The organism is Herminiimonas fonticola, assembly GCF_003293745.1.
Lineage (GTDB): Bacteria > Pseudomonadota > Gammaproteobacteria > Burkholderiales > Burkholderiaceae_D > Oxalicibacterium > Oxalicibacterium fonticola.
On the sequence record NZ_PTLZ01000002.1, the window covers coordinates 242,505 to 260,134 of the forward strand.

16 protein-coding genes and 3 tRNA genes are annotated in these 17,630 nt (G+C 52.6%); 13 read left to right on the forward strand and 6 right to left on the reverse strand.

Translation table 11 applies throughout. From position 1 onward, the window contains the following. The first annotated feature begins 86 nt into the window (after window positions 1-86). From Hfont_RS08510 to Hfont_RS08520, 3 genes are all read left to right on the forward strand, one after another. Window positions 87-701: a ParA family protein gene (locus Hfont_RS08510; protein WP_112991963.1), complete on the forward strand. Its 615-nt coding sequence runs from the start codon at window positions 87-89 to the stop codon at window positions 699-701. Beyond that, on the forward strand, window positions 698-1,216 hold the full coding sequence (locus Hfont_RS08515; protein WP_112991964.1) for a DinB family protein: 519 nt from the start codon (window positions 698-700) through the stop codon (window positions 1,214-1,216). The genes Hfont_RS08510 and Hfont_RS08515 overlap by 4 nt, the downstream gene beginning before the upstream one ends. 128 nt (window positions 1,217-1,344) lie before the next feature. Beyond that, window positions 1,345-1,722: a PilZ domain-containing protein gene (locus Hfont_RS08520; protein ID WP_112991965.1), complete on the forward strand. Its 378-nt coding sequence runs from the start codon at window positions 1,345-1,347 to the stop codon at window positions 1,720-1,722. Window positions 1,723-1,755: 33 nt separating this feature from the next. Here Hfont_RS08520 and panC read toward each other — a convergent pair whose 3' ends face one another. The 3 genes from panC to Hfont_RS08535 form a co-directional block, all read right to left on the reverse strand. Further along, a complete protein-coding gene (gene panC / locus Hfont_RS08525; protein WP_112991966.1) occupies window positions 1,756-2,595 on the reverse strand; it encodes a pantoate--beta-alanine ligase in 840 nt (279 codons plus the stop codon). A 103-nt stretch (window positions 2,596-2,698) separates the two neighbouring features. Continuing rightward, window positions 2,699-3,556, reverse strand: coding sequence for a segregation and condensation protein A (locus Hfont_RS08530; RefSeq protein ID WP_112991967.1), 858 nt, complete (start codon window positions 3,554-3,556; stop codon window positions 2,699-2,701). Between the two features lie 21 nt (window positions 3,557-3,577). Next, window positions 3,578-3,790, reverse strand: coding sequence for a DUF3460 family protein (locus tag Hfont_RS08535; protein WP_112991968.1), 213 nt, complete (start codon window positions 3,788-3,790; stop codon window positions 3,578-3,580). A gap of 230 nt (window positions 3,791-4,020) precedes the next feature. On the opposite strand from Hfont_RS08535, the gene Hfont_RS08540 reads away from it, so the two are divergent. Beyond that, window positions 4,021-4,521, forward strand: a complete 501-nt coding sequence (locus Hfont_RS08540; protein ID WP_112991969.1) for an outer membrane protein assembly factor BamE — start codon at window positions 4,021-4,023, stop codon at window positions 4,519-4,521. A gap of 18 nt (window positions 4,522-4,539) precedes the next feature. Here the strand turns inward: Hfont_RS08540 and Hfont_RS08545 are convergent, their stop codons facing one another. Continuing rightward, window positions 4,540-6,234 carry a SulP family inorganic anion transporter gene (locus Hfont_RS08545; protein WP_112991970.1) on the reverse strand — a complete coding sequence of 565 codons (1,695 nt, stop codon included), beginning with the start codon at window positions 6,232-6,234 and terminating at the stop codon, window positions 4,540-4,542. Window positions 6,235-6,473: 239 nt separating this feature from the next. After that, window positions 6,474-7,265 carry an SDR family NAD(P)-dependent oxidoreductase gene (locus Hfont_RS08550; RefSeq protein WP_112991971.1) on the reverse strand — a complete coding sequence of 264 codons (792 nt, stop codon included), beginning with the start codon at window positions 7,263-7,265 and terminating at the stop codon, window positions 6,474-6,476. Window positions 7,266-7,423: 158 nt separating this feature from the next. Between Hfont_RS08550 and Hfont_RS08555 the strand changes: the two genes are divergently transcribed. Beyond that, on the forward strand, window positions 7,424-7,993 hold the full coding sequence (locus Hfont_RS08555) for a TetR/AcrR family transcriptional regulator (protein ID WP_112991972.1): 570 nt from the start codon (window positions 7,424-7,426) through the stop codon (window positions 7,991-7,993). A 69-nt stretch (window positions 7,994-8,062) separates the two neighbouring features. On the opposite strand, the gene metG is transcribed toward Hfont_RS08555, so the two are convergent. Continuing rightward, entirely contained in the window at window positions 8,063-10,189 is a 2,127-nt protein-coding gene (metG, locus tag Hfont_RS08560; protein ID WP_112991973.1) for a methionine--tRNA ligase, read from the reverse strand. Window positions 10,190-10,437: 248 nt separating this feature from the next. On the opposite strand from metG, the gene gltX reads away from it, so the two are divergent. From gltX to Hfont_RS08600, 8 genes are all read left to right on the forward strand, one after another. Next, entirely contained in the window at window positions 10,438-11,829 is a 1,392-nt protein-coding gene (gltX, locus tag Hfont_RS08565) for a glutamate--tRNA ligase (protein WP_112991974.1), read from the forward strand. 65 nt (window positions 11,830-11,894) lie between these two features. After that, a tRNA-Ala gene (locus Hfont_RS08570) sits at window positions 11,895-11,970 on the forward strand. 49 nt (window positions 11,971-12,019) lie between these two features. Continuing rightward, window positions 12,020-12,095 (forward strand) — tRNA-Glu (locus Hfont_RS08575). A 144-nt stretch (window positions 12,096-12,239) separates the two neighbouring features. Continuing rightward, window positions 12,240-12,315 (forward strand) — tRNA-Glu (locus Hfont_RS08580). Between the two features lie 495 nt (window positions 12,316-12,810). Beyond that, window positions 12,811-13,305 (forward strand): MarR family winged helix-turn-helix transcriptional regulator, encoded by a 495-nt coding sequence (locus Hfont_RS08585; RefSeq protein ID WP_112991975.1) that lies wholly within the window; start codon window positions 12,811-12,813, stop codon window positions 13,303-13,305. Continuing rightward, window positions 13,302-14,825, forward strand: coding sequence for an efflux transporter outer membrane subunit (locus Hfont_RS08590; protein ID WP_241523055.1), 1,524 nt, complete (start codon window positions 13,302-13,304; stop codon window positions 14,823-14,825). Before Hfont_RS08585 ends, Hfont_RS08590 begins: the two co-directional genes overlap by 4 nt. Continuing rightward, window positions 14,822-16,021 carry an HlyD/EmrA/EmrK family protein gene (locus Hfont_RS08595; protein WP_112991977.1) on the forward strand — a complete coding sequence of 400 codons (1,200 nt, stop codon included), beginning with the start codon at window positions 14,822-14,824 and terminating at the stop codon, window positions 16,019-16,021. The genes Hfont_RS08590 and Hfont_RS08595 overlap by 4 nt, the downstream gene beginning before the upstream one ends. Next, a complete protein-coding gene (locus tag Hfont_RS08600; RefSeq protein WP_277740457.1) occupies window positions 16,022-17,578 on the forward strand; it encodes a DHA2 family efflux MFS transporter permease subunit in 1,557 nt (518 codons plus the stop codon). The last annotated feature ends 52 nt before the right edge of the window (window positions 17,579-17,630 follow it).

A 17,630-nucleotide genomic window follows, 5' to 3' on the forward strand; every position in this document is an offset into this window, starting at 1 on the left:
ATATTCTTGCTGCTGAATCAGCAATGGGCAAAGCGCAGGCTGGTTTTCAAGTGAATCGCCAATAACAACGCTAAAAGGGGAATTTCATGCCAGTCATCGTCATCGCCAATCCGAAAGGTGGCGTCGGCAAGAGTACGTTTGCCACCAATCTTGCCGGATATTTTGCTGCACAAGGACACAAGGTCATGTTGGGCGACGTCGATATTCAGCAATCGTCCCGCTCCTGGCTCGACTTGCGTCCTGCTTCCTTGCCGGCGATTCAGCCATGGGAAATTGAAGACGGTCATGTCGCCAAGCCACCGAAAGGAACAACGCACATCGTGCTCGATACGCCAGCCGGTTTTAGCGGCAAGCGTTTTGACAAGGTGATGCAGATTGCCGACAAAGTGATCGTTCCTTTGCAGCCATCGATTTTCGATATCCTGGCAACGCAGGAATTTCTGCAAAAGCTGAAGGAAATCAAAGGTAAATTCGAGCTCAGTGTGCTCGGTATGCGGGTCAATGGTCGCACGCGCGCCGCCGATCAATTGACGCAATATGTGAATGGCCTTGGTATTCCCGTGCTCGGTTTTTTGCGCGACACGCAGAACTATGTGCAGCTCGCAGCGAACGGCGCAACGCTGTGGGATGTGGCACCTTCACGCGTAGAAAAAGATCTCGATCAGTGGCAAGAACTTTTGCAGTGGGTCGATAAAAAATGATTTCGCCAGAATACGCGCAGCTCTTGGCGCGTTACAACCGCTGGATGAATGACAAGGTGTATGCCGCCAGCGAGCAGTTGAGCGATGCGGAGCGCAAGGCCGATCGCGGTGCGTTTTTCAAATCGCTACATTCAACCTTGAATCATCTGGTGTGGGGCGATGCGATGTGGCTGGGGCGCTTTACCAAAGGCACAGTGCTGGAAAGAGCGATGCCGACCACGCCCGGCAATGTCGATGTACATGCCGGGTGGGAGGCATTGAAAGCTGCACGAATTGCGTTGGATGAAGAGTTGATCGTCTGGGCTGCGAGTTTGGATGCAAGCTGGCTGGCAGGAGATTTTTCCTGGTATAGCGGTATGACCAAATCCACGCGTAGCGGTCCAGCCTGGCAATCTGTCACCCACATGTTCAACCATCAGACCCATCATCGCGGGCAGGTAACGACTCTGCTGTCACAACAAAAAATCGATCTTGGTGCGACTGATTTAATGATGATGCCGCATCAGAATTCCTGATTATTTTCTGCGTAATCTGCCGCATCCGCTTGCTCAAGCATCTTTAACATTTGAACCTTACGTTGTCATCAAATCGTCATGCTGACTCCGTAGCATTCATGACTACTCCCTTTTGAGAAAGAGTCATCATGAGTGCGCATGCAATGCTGGCTGCACAGGATTCAAGACGACAAGAACAACGTTATGTATTTCGCCGGCGCGGCTTGATGACGACCGATGAGGCGACGCTGCAGATACGCACTGTGGATGTGTCTGCGCATGGTCTGGCTGTCATGAGTCCGTCGCCGATCAAGGCAGGGAAGCTGTGTTCCATCATGCTGGACGCGGTCATCGGTGCGCGCATCGTGCAGCTGCATTTTTCCTGCAAGGCGATTTATTGCATATTGGCTGGTACCGAGGGGTTTCGTACCAGTCTGTATATCGATGGGAATGTGGACACGCACAAGCAGCAATTGCAAAAAATTATTGCAACCTGCTCATCCGCATCCCTGGCTGCGTCGAATTAGAAAATCAAGACGAAGCCAAGGCGGAATGGAGAATCAGATTTCCAGGTTGTCGATCAGGCGCGTGGCGCCCAATTTTGCGGCGGCAAGCACCACCAGTTTTTCACCTTGCGCCATATCGCCTGCAGTCGGCGGTTGCAGATTGCTGCGCTTGCGTATGGAAATGTAATCAGGTTGCCAGCCGCGTTGCTTGAGGTCGGCCATGGCCTGGCGTTCCAGTTCAAAAATATCCAGATGGCCGCTGCGTACTTCGTTGGCAACTGCATTCAGGTTGCGGAACAGAGTAGGCGCTTCTGCACGTTCTTCAGCCGACAAGTACATATTGCGTGATGACAGCGCGAGGCCGTCTTCTGCGCGATAGGTTTCAGCCGCGATGATTTCAGTCGGCAATGCGAATTGCTTGGACATATTGCGCACGATCATCAGCTGTTGATAATCCTTTTTACCGAATACAGCGACGCTAGGTTGTACGCAGGAAAACAGTTTCAATACGATGGTCGTCACGCCGCTGAAAAATCCGGGGCGGAATTCGCCTTCCAGCGTATTGCCCAAATCGTTCGGCGGTTGCACGCGGAATTCCTGCGGCTCCGGGTACAGATCTTTTTCCGTCGGTGCGAACAGGATGTAGACGCCTTCCTTTTCCAGCTTCTCGACGTCAGCCTGAAACGTACGCGGATATCTGTCGAAATCTTCGTTAGGGCCAAACTGCAGGCGATTGACGAAGATGGATGCGACGACCGGGTCGCCGTGTTTGCGCGCCAGACGCATCAAGGACAAATGACCGTCGTGCAGATTGCCCATGGTCGGAACAAATGCAGTGCGTAACTGGCCGCGCAAATGGTCGCGCAATTCTTCGATGCAGGAAATGATCTTCATAAAGCTGTCTTGGTAAGAGTTCGTTGCGCGTTAACAAGTAGTGCAAAACGAAATGATGAAATATCTGTATGAATGAAAAAGTAGGAAAGCTTTAAATGCGTGGTCAGCTAGGCGCGTAGGCCAGACGCACATAAATCGGTGCAAAAGGCTCGGCCTGCGTGATCTCGATCAAGGTTTCCTTGGCGAGTTCGAGCAGTGCGACGAAGTTGACGACCACGACAGGCACGCCGCGTGACGGATCGAACAGATCGGCGAACTCGACAAACTTGGTCGATTGCAGGCGGCGCAAGATAGATGTCATGTGTTCACGCACCGACAATTCTTCGCGGCTGATCATGTGATGCGCAGTCAGTTTGGCACGCTTGATCAGATCTGCCCATGCAGCCTGCAGATCCACGACTTCGACTTCCGGCCAGCGCGTGACGATGCTTTGCTCGATGTAAATCTGGGTGCGCACATAGTCGCGACCCAATTGCGGCAGGGCGTCGATTTGTTGCGATGCCAGTTTCATTTGTTCGTATTCGAGCAGACGACGTACCAGCTCGGCACGCGGATCGCTGGCTTCTTCGCCGGTATCGGCTTTGCGTACCGGCAGCAGCATGCGTGACTTGATCTCGATCAACATCGCTGCCATCAGCAGATATTCGGCAGCCAGTTCAAGATTGTGCAGACGGATCTGATCGACGTATTGCAAATACTGCTTCGTCACCTGCGCCATCGGAATGTCGAGGATGTTGAAATTTTGTTTGCGGATCAGATAGAGCAGCAGGTCGAGTGGACCTTCGAATGCTTCGAGAAAGACTTCCAGTGCATCCGGCGGAATATACAAATCCGTCGGCATGCGGAACAGCGGTTCGCCATACAGGCGCGCATACGCGACGCCATCGATGACATCCGGCGTGGTATCCGGCCTGCCATCGACCACAAGATCAGGCGCACTGGAAGGCAAGTGCGCCAGCATTGTGTTCGGCCCGTTGCTCATTTACCGGACTTTGTTTTGATACGGGTAAGCTTGTTGATCGATACGTGAAGCTTGATTGCGCGCTTGTGTTTCCAGATCGATAGGGCTTTTATCCCACAGCAATGCGCGACCTGCGAGCTGGGATGCTTCCAGGTTCGGATTTTTCTCTTTCAGCGAATCGATGAATTGAGTGATCTCGGACTGATAATTGGCGTGCTGTTTGCTGAGTTTCATGAGTAAATTGGCAACAAGGTGGAATCAACCGCTATTTTACCCTGTCTTTTGCCGGGTTTTGATGGGCTTTACCGGATGAGTTGCTGGATGTTCCATAAGGATACAATCCAGCTGCTCATTCAGCTATTTATGAACAGGCGAAATAAACTGCCATTTTGGCAATTGCCCGACGTCGATGCTGATAAAACCAATGTTCGGCAACTAGATGCCGCTATTTAAATGGAAGCACCATGAAGAATTTTTTACGTGCCTTGTTCAGCTTTGTTTGCGGTTTGTTGATGTTCGGCTGTAATGGCCGTGCGATTGAAGACTTCGGACTGGAAAAATTGAGCAAAGGCGTGTCGACCGAAACCGACGTGCGCAGTGCGATGGGCGAGCCGGAAATGGTCTGGAAAGAAGATAACGGATCGCGCACGCTGGAATATCCAAAGGGGCCGGAAGGACATCGCACCTTCATGGTGAATCTGGATGCGCAGGGAATTTTCCAGAATTACACGCAGGTATTAACGCAGCAGAATTTCGCAACAATCAAGGTTGGCATGAGCCGCGATCAGGTGCGCCGCATACTCGGCAAGCCGCGTACCGTCGTCAAGTTCGGTTTGAAAAATGAAGAAGTGTGGGATTGGCGTTATCTGGAAGGCCCGACGACAGAGCGGTTTTTCAATGTGCATTTCGATGTCGACAGCGGCACGGTTACACAGACTTCTGTGAGCGATCCGGTGCGCGGTTAGACCTAGATCCAAACAATATCAGGAAGCCAGTATCTCGCTGCGCATGACGGCTTCCGGCAGTGTGCGCAGGCAGTTTTGTAATCCCAAACGATTCAAAAAACCGCTGCGTCGCATCAGATCCAGCGGTTGCTGATTCGGTCCACACAGAATGAGTTGGCTACCTTGCTGCTGCAATGCCTTGTGTATGGTTTCCAGTGCGTCCAGGCCGGTTGCATCCATATTGATCAATTGATGCAATTCCAGAATCAACGCTTTTTCCGGCATCTCCTTCGGTGCGATCAATCCTTCCAGCTTGCCGACTGCACCAAAGAACAGCGAACCAAAGATCGAGTAAGCCATCACGCCTCGTGGCAAGGGTACGTGCAAACTGTCTGATGGAATCAATTCGATACGCGTCAGGCTGGAGATTCGATAAATAAAAAACACGCACGCCAGCACCAACCCAACTTGCACCGCCACCGTCAAATCGACGATGACCGTCAGCAGAAAAGTGGCGAGCATCAGAATCCGGTAGTTCATTGAAAAATGTCTGAGTCGTGCGAACTCATGCCATTCGCCCATGTTGTAAGCGACGTAGAGAAGAATGGCAGCGAGTGCGGCCAGTGGAATATTGTTGGCAAGCGGCGCGGCAATCAAGACGATGATCAGCAAAGTCAGTGCATGCAGGATGCCGGCAATCGGCGTTGCGGCACCCGCACGTATGTTGGTTACCGTTCGGGCAATTGTGCCAGTCGCAGGTATGCCGCCGAAGAAAGGCGTGACGACATTCGCGAGGCCTTGAGCCATCAATTCCTGATTCGGATCGTGCCGGTCGCCGGTGATGTTGTCGGCGACGCGCGCGCACAGCAGCGACTCAATCGCGCCCAGTAAAGCGATGGTCAGCGCAGGCGGGAATAATTGCTTGACCAGTTCCCACGAAAACTGCGGCAACTGAAATGAAGGTATGTCTTGCGGAATGCCGCCGAACTTGCTGCCGATAGTATCGACTTTCAGATCGAACAGCGTGACCGCCAGGGTTGCGAGGATCAAGACCAGGATCGTGCCGGGTATGGCGCGCATGATGGCTGACAGGCGATTGGATTTTTGGCTGGCTTGCCATTCAGGCAGATCCACTTTCTTTTTCCAGATCAATGGCCAGGCAAAAATCAGAATCAATGAAAGGATCGCAATCGCCACGCTGATCGGATTGAAGGTGTCGATATGCGTCGTCAGTACCTGCAGTTGCGCAAAAAAATCGGCAGGCATCTTGTCTATCCGCAAGCCGAAAAAATCCTTCATCTGCGACAAGGCGATCAAAACGGCAATCCCGTTCGTGAAGCCGATCACAATAGGCACCGGGATATAACGTATTAGAGAACCGAGGCGGAACAAGCCCATGGCGCACAGCATCATGCCGGCGAAGATGGTGGCAATTAAAAGGTTGGCGACACCGTAGGTTTCGACTATGCCGTAAATGATGACGATGAAGGCGCCGGCCGGGCCGCCGATTTGCACGCGCGAACCACCGAATGCAGAGATCAGAAATCCCGCAATAATTGCGGTAAAAATACCCGCTTCGGGTTTGACACCGCTTGCGATCGCAAATGCCATCGCAAGGGGAAGAGCAACGATACCGACAGTCAAACCTGCGCTCAGATCTCGGAAGAACAAACCAGCATCGTAATCGCGCAAGGAATCGAACAGGCGCGGGTGGAACGAGAATTGGAACTTCATTAGTCTGTACCTTCACGATCACTATGATTGCCGGATGCAGCGATTGCTACGAGTGGGTTTGCATGGAGACGATGTTAGCAGCAGCTTTTGTGCCAGACAATGGCGTGCGTGAAGTCAGTATTCAAGACCGCGTCGAACTTGCGTCCAACAGCAAGCATCTGCATTCCTCGCTGCACTTTCTTCCAAGAGATGAAGAGAGTTCGCAAAGGAAATGCAGATGCCAATACCAGCTCTGGTGATCAAGCCTGATAACGTTTTGCCGCGTGTTCCTGCGCGAGATTAGGCAACATTGCCTGGCGTGCAGTGTTGAATGTTTCCCATTGCGCAGCATCTGGCAGTGGCGGAATCGTGATGACTTCAGCACGGTCAAAGCCGACCAATGCCGCATCGACCAATTCGCCAACTTCCATTACGCCGTTGATCTCATTGACGTCACGTCCCGAGCGTTCCCAGATTTCTGTTCTTGTCGCTGCCGGCAATACCGCTTGAACATACACGCCGCGTGCACCGAGTTCTACGTGCAGTGCTTGCGAGTAGTGCAATACATAAGCCTTGGTTGCACCGTACATGCCAAGTTGCAGTTCGGGGGCAAGTGCGACTACTGAAGCGATGTTCACAATCGCGCCTTGTCCCTGTGCCAGATAACGGGGAATGACCGCTGCGCTCAAGCGTGTCAGTGCGGTGATGTTCAATGCGATCAGATTTTCCTGCGCATCGGCGGTTGAAGTTTCAAAACCGCCATGTGCTGCTGCGCCAGCGTTATTCAGCAAGATACCGATGTCTTTGTCATCGCGCAGGCGGGTTTCAACTTTTGCCAGATCGGCGGATTTGGTCAGGTCGGCGACGATGATGTCGACGGTCACACCGGTTTCCTTGCGCAGGCGTGCTGCGACTTCTTCCAGTCGTGCGCCGTTGCGGGCGACGAGTATCAGGTTGTGGCCGCGTTTGGCGAAACGGTCGGCGTAGGTTGCGCCTATACCGGTGGAGGCGCCGGTGATCAAGACGGTGGTGATTTTGGCTTCGATGCTCATGCTTATTCCTTTAATAATTAAAACGAGTCGGGATAGCAGTCAAAGGACTGCTTTATGGCATCAAGATTAATCATGATGTTCATAATGATTGCAATCATGATGACTGTCATGTAAAGTGTCAAGCATTAATTTGTGATTATTTTCAGCTAAGGAAAAAGATGAAAATCAGCAAAGAGCAGGTCGCAGAAAACCGGAAATTGATTCTGGATGCGGCGGCGCGCATGTTTCGCGAGCGCGGGTTTGAAGGCGTGACTGTGGCGGAAGTGATGAAAGCCGCAGGTCTGACGCACGGCGCGTTCTACGGACATTTCACATCCAAGGATGATTTGCTGGCGCAAGCTTTTGCGCATACGCTGGCGCCGTATTCCGATCCGGATGCGCCGGCGATCGACTTCGCAGCGTTTGGGGATGCTTATTTAAGCAATCAGCATAGAGACAATCCTGGTGTCGGATGTCTGTTCTCGACCTTGGCGCAGGAGGCTACGCGCGCATCGGATGCGGCGCGCGCAACGATGACGGAAAGTGCATGTCGCCAGATTGAAAACTTCAGTCGTTCAATGACGGGCGAAACAGAGGTGGAGCGACGTCAGGCAGCGGTTGGAAATTGGGCTGCAATGATAGGTGCAGTCACGCTGTCGCGCGTGTTGAACGATCCGGTCTTGTCGGATCAGGTATTGGCGGATGTAAAAGCGTGGCTGTATCGCTCTAATGCCATTGAAAAACAATAAGGCGAAAATAGAGCGCAATAAAAAACGGGCCAATTGGCCCGTTTTTATTTTCTGCTTTGTTTCTGTAGATCAGCCGACGCGCATGCCTGGCTCTGCGCCTGGCCATGGATTCAGAATGTAAATGCCTGGGTTAGTTTTCTCGTCTGCGGCAGAGGCAGCCAGTACCATGCCTTCAGAGATACCGAACTTCATCTTGCGTGGCGCGAGGTTGGCGACCATCACAGTCAATTTTCCGATCAGATCTTCCGGTTTGTATGCCGATTTGATGCCGGAAAATACATTGCGCAAACGACCTTCGCCTGCATCCAGTGTCAGACGCAGCAATTTATCCGAACCTTCCACGTGTTCGCAGTTGACGATTTTTGCAATGCGCAAATCGATCTTCGCGAAATCGTCGATCTTGATTTCCGATGCGATTGCTTCGATGCCTGTTGCGCCATTGCCGTTCGAGGTCGCGCCAGGTACACCGACAGTCGCATCAACGACTGCAGGCATGTCGAACAAATCATCCAGCATCTTAGCTTCGACGCGGGTCATCAAGTGCGAATACGGATTGACCAGATGATTGTTCGGCAGTGGCGTACCTACGTGATGCCATTGCAGCGGTTCTATATTCAACAATGCTTCGACCTGTGTGGCCAGATTCGGCAATACCGGTTTCAGGTAGATGGTCAGGATGCGGAATGCTTCCAGCAAGCGGCTGCAGACTTCCTGCAGTGCAGCGCTGTTTTCCGGCTTCTTGGCGAGTTCCCACGGTTTGTTGGCATCGACATAGGCGTTGATGATGTCGGCTTGTTCCATGATGGCGCGGAGGGCTTTGCCGTATTCGCGCTGGTCGTACAGCGATTGCAGCTCAGGTGCGATGTCGCGCAACTTGCTGATGAATGCATCGTCACTGGTCGCCCAGTCGGTGACGACACGGCCGTCGAAGCGTTTTGCGATAAAGCCGGCAGCGCGGCTGGCGATGTTCACATATTTGCCAACCAGATCGCTGTTGACGCGCGCGATGAAATCTTCCGGATTGAAGTCGATGTCTTCGTTACGTGCGCTGAGTTTATTTGCGAGGTAGTAACGCAACCATTCCGGGTTCATGCCGAGGCTCAAATATTTCAATGGATCGAGGCCGGTGCCACGGCTCTTGCTCATTTTTTCGCCGTTGTTGACAGTCAGGAAACCGTGCACGAATACCTTGTTCGGTGTTTTGCGGCCGCTGAATTTCAACATAGCAGGCCAGAACAGCGTGTGGAAATTGACGATGTCCTTGCCGATGAAATGGATTTGTTCCAGCGCAGGATCGGCTATGTAGGTGTCGAAGTTGTCGCCGCGTTTATCGAGCAAATTTTTCAGCGACGCCAGATAGCCGACCGGAGCATCCAGCCATACGTAAAAATATTTACCTGGCGAATCCGGAATCTCGATACCGAAGTAAGGCGCATCGCGTGAGATATCCCAATCGCTCAAGCCTTCGCTGGTGCTGCCGTCGATATTGTCACGTATCGAAAACCATTCCTTCACCTTGTTCGCGACTTCCGACTGCAGATGTGGTTTGCCGTCGGTGTCGTTACCTTGTATCCATTGCTCAAGAAATTCCACGCAACGCGGATCGGACAGCGTAAAGAAGAAATGCTCGGAGTTCTTCAACACCGGTGTCGCGCCAGTCAGCGTCGAATACGGATTGATCAAATCGGTAGGTACATAGACCGCGCCGCAAACTTCGCAATTGTCGCCGTATTGATCTTTCGCACCGCATTTAGGGCATTGGCCCTTGATGTAGCGATCCGGCAGGAACATGCTTTTTTCCGGATCGAAGAATTGTTCGACGGTCTTGGTCGCGATCAATCCGGATTTTTTCAAGTCCAGATAAATCTGTTGTGCGAGCTTGTGATTTTCCGGGCTGTCGGTCGAGCTCCAGTTGTCGAAGGCAATATGAAAACCATCCAGATATTGCTTGCGACCAGCGGCGATGTTGGCGACAAACTGCTGAGGCGTCAGGCCGGCTTTTTCCGCCGCGATCATGATAGGTGCACCGTGCGCGTCGTCGGCACCGACGAAATTCACCTCACTGCCTTGCATGCGCTGGAACCGCACCCAGATGTCGGCCTGGATGTATTCCATGATGTGGCCGATATGGAAGGCGCCGTTGGCGTAAGGGAGGGCGGTCGTGACGAAAAGTTTGCGCGGCAAGGGATTGCTCATAAGATGATGCTTGATGAATAAGGTAAGAAAGGCGTAATTTTAGCAGTGCCGCGCGGGTTGTCGCAGCCTCACGTTATATATAGCCATTAAATGACTGTATATGAGTCATATTGCTAAGCCACCTTGCCCTTATCTGTTTGAAGCAGATCGGATATTGCAGTCGGGGCTGGTCCATCCGCATGGTGACGCGGTAAAATGGCGTTTTTTTACAGGACGGCTTTGGCAATCCAAGGCCGTTTTTATTTGCCATGACAGTCCGCACCCGTTTTGCTCCCAGCCCTACCGGCTATCTCCACGTTGGTGGTGCGCGTACCGCGCTTTTTTCGTGGGCGTACGCACGCCACTTCGGCGGCACCTTCGTGCTGCGGATTGAAGACACCGATCTCGAACGTTCCACACCTGAAGCCGTGCAGGCGATCATCGAAGGAATGGAATGGCTGGGCTTGCATCACGACGAAGGTCCGTTCTATCAAATGCAGCGCATGGACCGTTATCGCGAAGTCATTGCACAGATGCTGGCTGCGGGTACCGCTTATCACTGTTACTCATCGCCGGAAGAAGTCGAAGCAATGCGCGAGCGTCAACGTGCTGCAGGAGAAAAGCCGCGTTACGACGGTACCTGGCGTCCGGAAGAAGGCAAAGCCTTGCCGCCGATTCCTGCCGATCGCAAACCTGTCGTGCGCTTCCGCAATCCGACTGAAGGCGATGTGACTTGGCTCGACGTCGTCAAAGGCTCGATCACGATTTCGAATCGTGAGCTGGACGATCTGGTAATTGCGCGTCCTGATGGCACACCTACGTATAACTTTTGCGTGGCAGTGGATGATTCCGACATGAAGATCACGCATGTGATCCGTGGCGATGATCACGTCAACAACACGCCGCGCCAAATCAATATCCTGCAGGCGATCGGTGCGCCTTTGCCGCTATATGGACATCTGCCGATGATTCTCGGTGCCGATGGCGAAAAATTATCCAAGCGTCACGGCGCAGTCAGCGTGATGGATTATCCGGCGCAAGGTTATTTGCCGGAAGCGATGCTGAACTATCTGGCGCGCCTCGGCTGGAGCCATGGCGATGATGAAGTGTTTTCGATGGAACAGTTCACGCAATGGTTTGATCTCGATCACCTGACTAAATCGCCTGCGCAATTCAATCCGGAAAAACTCGACTGGTTGAATAACCATTACATCAAGCAAGCGGACAATACACGCCTCGCTGGCCTGGTGCGCCCAATGATGGAAAGTCACGGTGCTCAATTTGCTAATGCACCTGATCTGGCCTCCGTCATTGCATTGATGAAGGACCGCATCAATACATTGAATGAGCTGGCCGTTGCGGCCATGCTGTTCTATCGCCAGCCTGCGCCGGATGCAGCATTGCTGACGCAGCACCTGACGGATGCAATCAAGCCAGCGCTTGCGCAATATGCAGAACAATTGAAAACAGTAGCGTGGACCAAAGAAGCATTGTCTGCTGCGCTGAAAGAAGTACTCGTTGCGCATAAAATAAAAATGCCGCAATTGGCTATGCCTTTGCGTTTAATCATCACGGGCCAATTGCAAACACCATCGATCGATGCAGTGGTCGAATTGTTTGGTCGCGAAGTAGTTTTGGCACGTATCACTAACTATCTTTAAAAAGATTCAAAAGAGTGATTTACACAGTGAGAAAACCTTTGCTATAATCTCGCTTCTGCGCAAGAGGGGGTATAGCTCAGCTGGGAGAGCGCTTGCATGGCATGCAAGAGGTCAGCGGTTCGATCCCGCTTACCTCCACCAGCAAAGCGCAGAGTAGTTAGTAGTACAAGGTCAGTATGGACAGGTTTCTGTCCCCATCGTCTAGAGGCCTAGGACATCACCCTTTCACGGTGAGTACAGGGGTTCGAATCCCCTTGGGGACGCCAAATTCCAGATTCGTCTGGTAAAAAAAAGCTCTGATTGCTCAGAGCTTTTTTCATTCAAGGTTAGGACGCAAAGAATCAGTGCTTAAGCCCTCGCTTATCACCGCTGCCGAATTTGCAAAAGGTCAGTATCAAGGACAGATTTTTGTCCCCATCGTCTAGAGGCCTAGGACATCACCCTTTCACGGTGAGTACAGGGGTTCGAATCCCCTTGGGGACGCCAAATTCCAGATTCGTCTGGTACGAAAAAAGCTCTGAATAATCAGAGCTTTTTTCGTTTATGGCTGTTGTGCAGTTCATATCTGGTTACTACCCAAACGCTCGCAAGCATGTTGAGCCTCAGCTTCAGATAATTACTTTCAACGCAGACGGTGCAATTGCTCGTTAGCGTCTTCTCTTGTCTTTACTCCCGCATTACTTCTGACGTTCACAATGATTGCTGCAAACTTGCAGTGTCGTTTTCCGCAGCGGCTTTTTGTAATCGGCTCATCATTCTCGCTGCAGCGAAAATGCTTTGCTGCGATGTCATTGTTGCATGCTCTGGTGCGGCGACTAGGCCGCGCGAGATAACAGTCTGATATCACTTGGATATCCCGCGCGCAAAATTCTTCTGAATCCGACGGTTCTTAACGTTTTCTTAGCACTACGAAATAAAAACGCTGTTAAATTAGCTGCCTAGACAGTTATTGACTTATCAGTTATTGATTGAGGCATATATATGAACAAGCTTGAAAAAATCTTCCCATCCGGTTCTTGGTGCGTAGAGGAAAGCGTTGGTTATCTCTTGGCGCGTGCCCGTACCAAGCTGGCGAAAGCGGTCGATGTCGATTTGGCTCAGCACGACATCACGCACGCACAAGGCAGCATGTTGCTGATGTTGAACTCAGGGAATTACTCGACAGCCGCGGAGTTGTCGCGCGAGTTGTACATCGATTCGGCATCCATCACTCGCATGGTCGATAGATTGGAAAAACGCGGCCTGATTCAACGCATGCCGCGTGGTGATGACAGGCGCGTGATCAATCTGCGTTTGACGGAAGTAGGTGTCGAGCTTGCGGACAAACTGCCAGATTTATATGTGGGCGTGCTCAATGAAAACTTTGCCGAGTTCAGCGGTGAGGAAGTGAATACGCTCAGAATTTTGCTGCGCAAGTTGCTATACGGCGCGGCACCGGAAACCAGCGGCAAGGAAGCGAAAGACAGGAGCGAATGATGAAAAACCTTTTACGTTTTTCTGCCGGTTCAAACCAAGGTTCTTTCCGCGGCATGGTCGCAACCAGTTGCGCAGTTGTTTTGCTCAGCGCTTGCGCCAGCTTCAAGGGAATAGAAACCAGCGGCACCTTGCGTCAGCCGGCGGATTATTCGACGGCCGAATCCTTGCCGGATCAGCATGGTCAGTGGCCAGACACCAAATGGGCGCAAGCAATTGGCGGTGCATCTTTGCAATCCTTGATCGATGAAGCGATTGCAGGTAATCCGAATTTGCAGATAGCCGCCGCGCGCGTGGCTGCAGTTACTGCGATGACAGATGCGGCAGATGCTGCCAGCCGTCCATCGGTATCCGCAAGTTTTGACAGTACCTATCAGCGTTTCAGTGAGAACTACATTATTCCGCCGCCTTATGCGGGTACATATCGCACGGACAACGCGTTGCGTCTTAACTTTTCCTACGATTTTGATTTCTGGGGAAAGCATGCGGGCGAATTGCGCAGTGCACTGTCACAAGGCAAAGCTGCACAGGCTGAGCAATACAACGCACGCCTGGTGATCGCAACATCAGTGGCACGCACATGGATACAGTTGGCACGTCAGTATGCGCAACTCGATTTGAATCAGCAGCAGCTGGATGTCACTGCAAAGATCGCACATCTGACGCAACTGCGTCTGGATGCAGGTCTGGATGCGAAATCCGAGAATCAGCAAACACGCCAGCAAGTCGCAAGTTTGGGGGCAGAGCACGAACAATTGCTGGAGCAAATTTCGCTGACACGCAATCAGCTTGCTGCATTGTTGGGGCAGGGTCCTGATCGCGGTCGTCAAATCGAGCGCCCGGTTCTACCAGCTGATGTCGCAATTGCCTTGCCCGACACTTTGCCTCTGGAATTATTGGGGCGCAGACCGGACATCGTTGCGGCGCGCTGGCAGGTTGAAGCAGTGCAGGGCGACATCAGTGCTGCCAAGGCTGCGTTCTATCCGAATATCAATCTGATGGCTTATGCAGGTTTCTCCAGTATCGGTTTGAACAATCTGCTGAAAAGCGGCAGTCGCATCGTCGGAGTCGGCCCGGCAATCACGATGCCGATTCTGGAAGGTCGCACCTTGCGTGCAAATCTGAAAGGCCGCGTGGCGGAATACGACAGCATGGTCGCCACGTATAACCGCGCATTGACCGATGCCTTGCACGATGTCGCCGACCAAGTGACATCTCTGCGTGCTGTTGCCTTGCAAAGCGAACAGCAGAAAAAAGCCACGCAAGCTGCTTCCGGCAATCTGGATCTGGCGCAGCAACGCGAACGCATAGGAACTACCAATATGTTGCCGGCCCTGGCTGCCGAGATGACGCTGCTGTCGCAACGTCGTGTCGATCTTGATTTGCAGGCGCGTCGCAGCGATTTGCGCATAGGTTTGATCAAGGCTTTGGGCGGCGGTTTTGACGCACAGGCGCAAGGTCTCGCAATTGAACAAAACTCTACTCCCTCGAACGTTTCCACCTCCGTGAGAAGTGCATCATGAATACGACTAACACAGCAGTAACAGAAACACCTCCAGCCAATAATGGCAAACGTCGCCAACGCATCATCGCCGTCTCTATCCTGTTGGCGCTGTTGCTGATTGCATACGGCATCTGGTGGGCAATCTACGCGCGTCATTTTGAAGATACCGATGACGCCTATGTAGCAGGCAATGTAGTGCAGGTCACGCCGCAAGTCAGTGGCACCGTGATCGCGATCCATGCCGATGACACCGAACTTGTGCAAGCCGGCAAACCTTTGATCGAACTGGATCACAGCGACGCCAAAGTGGCACTGGACCAAGCGGAAGCGCAACTCGCGCAAACCGTAAGGGAAGTGCGCACGCTGTTCGTCAACAACGGCACCTTGAATGCGAATGTCACTGCACGCATCAGCGATGTTGCGCGTGCCAAAGCCGATCTGGCGCGCCGAGAGCAATTGAGCGGAACCGGTGCGGTATCGAAGGAAGAACTAGATCACGCACGCACCGCATTGCAAGCCGCAGAATCTGCCTTGCAAGCCACGCGTGAACAACTGGCGTCGAATCAGGTGCTGACAGATCGCACCTCGGTTGCGAATCATCCGAACGTGCAACGTGCAGCTGCGCAAGTGCAATCGGCTTATCTGACTTTGGCACGCAATACCTTGCCGGCACCTATTACCGGCTATATCGCGAAACGTTCAGTGCAAGTTGGTCAGCGTGTCGCGCCAGGCACACCTTTGCTGGCGATCGTACCGCTGACGACCTTGTGGGTTGATGCCAACTTCAAGGAAGTGCAAGTCGCGAAGATGCGTATCGGTCAGCCGGTTACCTTGCATTCTGATTTGTATGGCAGCCGTGTTGAATATCACGGCAAGGTGGCGGGACTATCTGCCGGAACCGGCGCTGCGTTTGCCTTGCTGCCAACGCAGAATGCCAGCGGTAACTGGATCAAGGTGGTGCAACGTATTCCGGTGCGTATTGAACTCGATCCTAAAGAATTGGCTGAACGCCCTTTGCGTGTGGGTTTGTCTATGCAGGTTGAAGTAGACATCGCACATGCCGAAGGAACCTCGCTGACATCGGCTGTGCCTGCGCGTACTCAACCTGCTTATCAAACCGCGGTATTTGACAATGCAGGTCATGAAGCAGAAGCGCGTGTTGCGAGCATCATTGCCGCCAACAGCAATAGTGCAGCCACAAAAAATACACACTAAATCATGAGCGCAACTCCTCGTACCGCGTTGCCGCCCCTGAGTGGTACGCCACTCGTCGTCGGCACAATAGCCTTGTCGCTGGCGGTGTTCATGAACGTACTCGATTCGTCGATTGCGAACGTATCCATCCCGGCGATTTCCGGCGACCTTGGCGTATCGCCACAACAGGGCACGTGGGTGATTACCTCGTTTGCGGTGGCGAATGCGATTTCGGTTCCACTGACAGGCTGGTTGACGCAGCGTTTTGGTCAGGTGCGTCTTTTCATCACGTCTATCTTGTTGTTCGTGCTGGCTTCGTGTTTGTGTGGTTTGGCACCGAGTATAGAACTGCTGATTGCTGCACGGATTTTGCAAGGCGCGGTGGCGGGGCCGATGATTCCCTTGTCGCAAGCTCTGCTGCTGTCCAGTTATCCACCCGCGAAGAGCGGGATGGCATTGGCATTCTGGGGCATGACGACGCTTGTTGCGCCGGTTGCCGGTCCTTTGCTTGGCGGCTGGATCTCGGATAACTACACGTGGCCGTGGATCTTTTACATCAATATTCCTATCGGTATTTTCGCGGCGTGGGCCACCTGGTCTATTTATCGCGAACGGGAATCTAAAACCTACAAGCTGCCTATCGACAAGGTCGGTTTGGTGCTGCTCGTATTGTGGGTAGGTTGTTTGCAACTGATGCTGGATAAAGGCAAGGAACTGGACTGGTTCCATTCAGGTGAAATCATCATCCTGGCATCGGTCGCTGCAGTGGCATTCATCTACTTCATCATCTGGGAAGTCGGTGAAGAGCATCCGGTAGTGGATCTGTCCTTGTTCAAGGGACGTAACTTTAGCGGTGGCGTGATTGCGATCTCTGTGGCTTACGGCTTGTTCTTCGGCAGCCTGGTGATCTTGCCTCTGTGGCTGCAAACGCAGTTGGGATATACCGCGACGGAAGCCGGCAAGGTGATGGCGCCGGTCGGTATTTTTGCAATCATTTTGTCGCCTGTAGTTGGCAAGCTGTTGCCGAAGATAGATGCGCGCTGGGTGGCAACAACTGCCTTCCTGATTTTTTCGCTGGTGTTTTTCATGCGCGCACAGTTCACGCAGGATGTGGATGTATTAACGCTGATGATTCCAACCGTGATTCAGGGCGCGGCGATGGCGATGTTCTTTATTCCACTGACGTCCATCATCCTGTCCGGGCAATCTCCAGACAAGATTCCGGCAGCGGCGGGTTTGTCGAATTTTGTGCGCATCATGTTCGGCGGCATAGGCACCTCAGTGACATCGACGATGTGGGACAACCGTACGATTCTGCATCACGCGCAACTGGCTGAACATACTGGTCCGCACAATCCTGCATTTACACTATCGGTAGAAGCATTGAAATCGCGGGGTCTTACCGAACAGGGCGCATGGGCAGTCATTGATCGTTCGATGACGGTGCAGGCAAGCACCTTGGCGGCGACGGATATCTTCTGGATATCGGCAATCCTGTTCCTGATCCTGATTTCATTCATCTGGATGACCAAGCCAAGCAAATCAAGTGCACCAGCCGATGCTGCGGGTGCGCATTGATTCGATGATGGAATGATGGTTGTCGAGTGATTTTCGACAACCATCGTCTCAT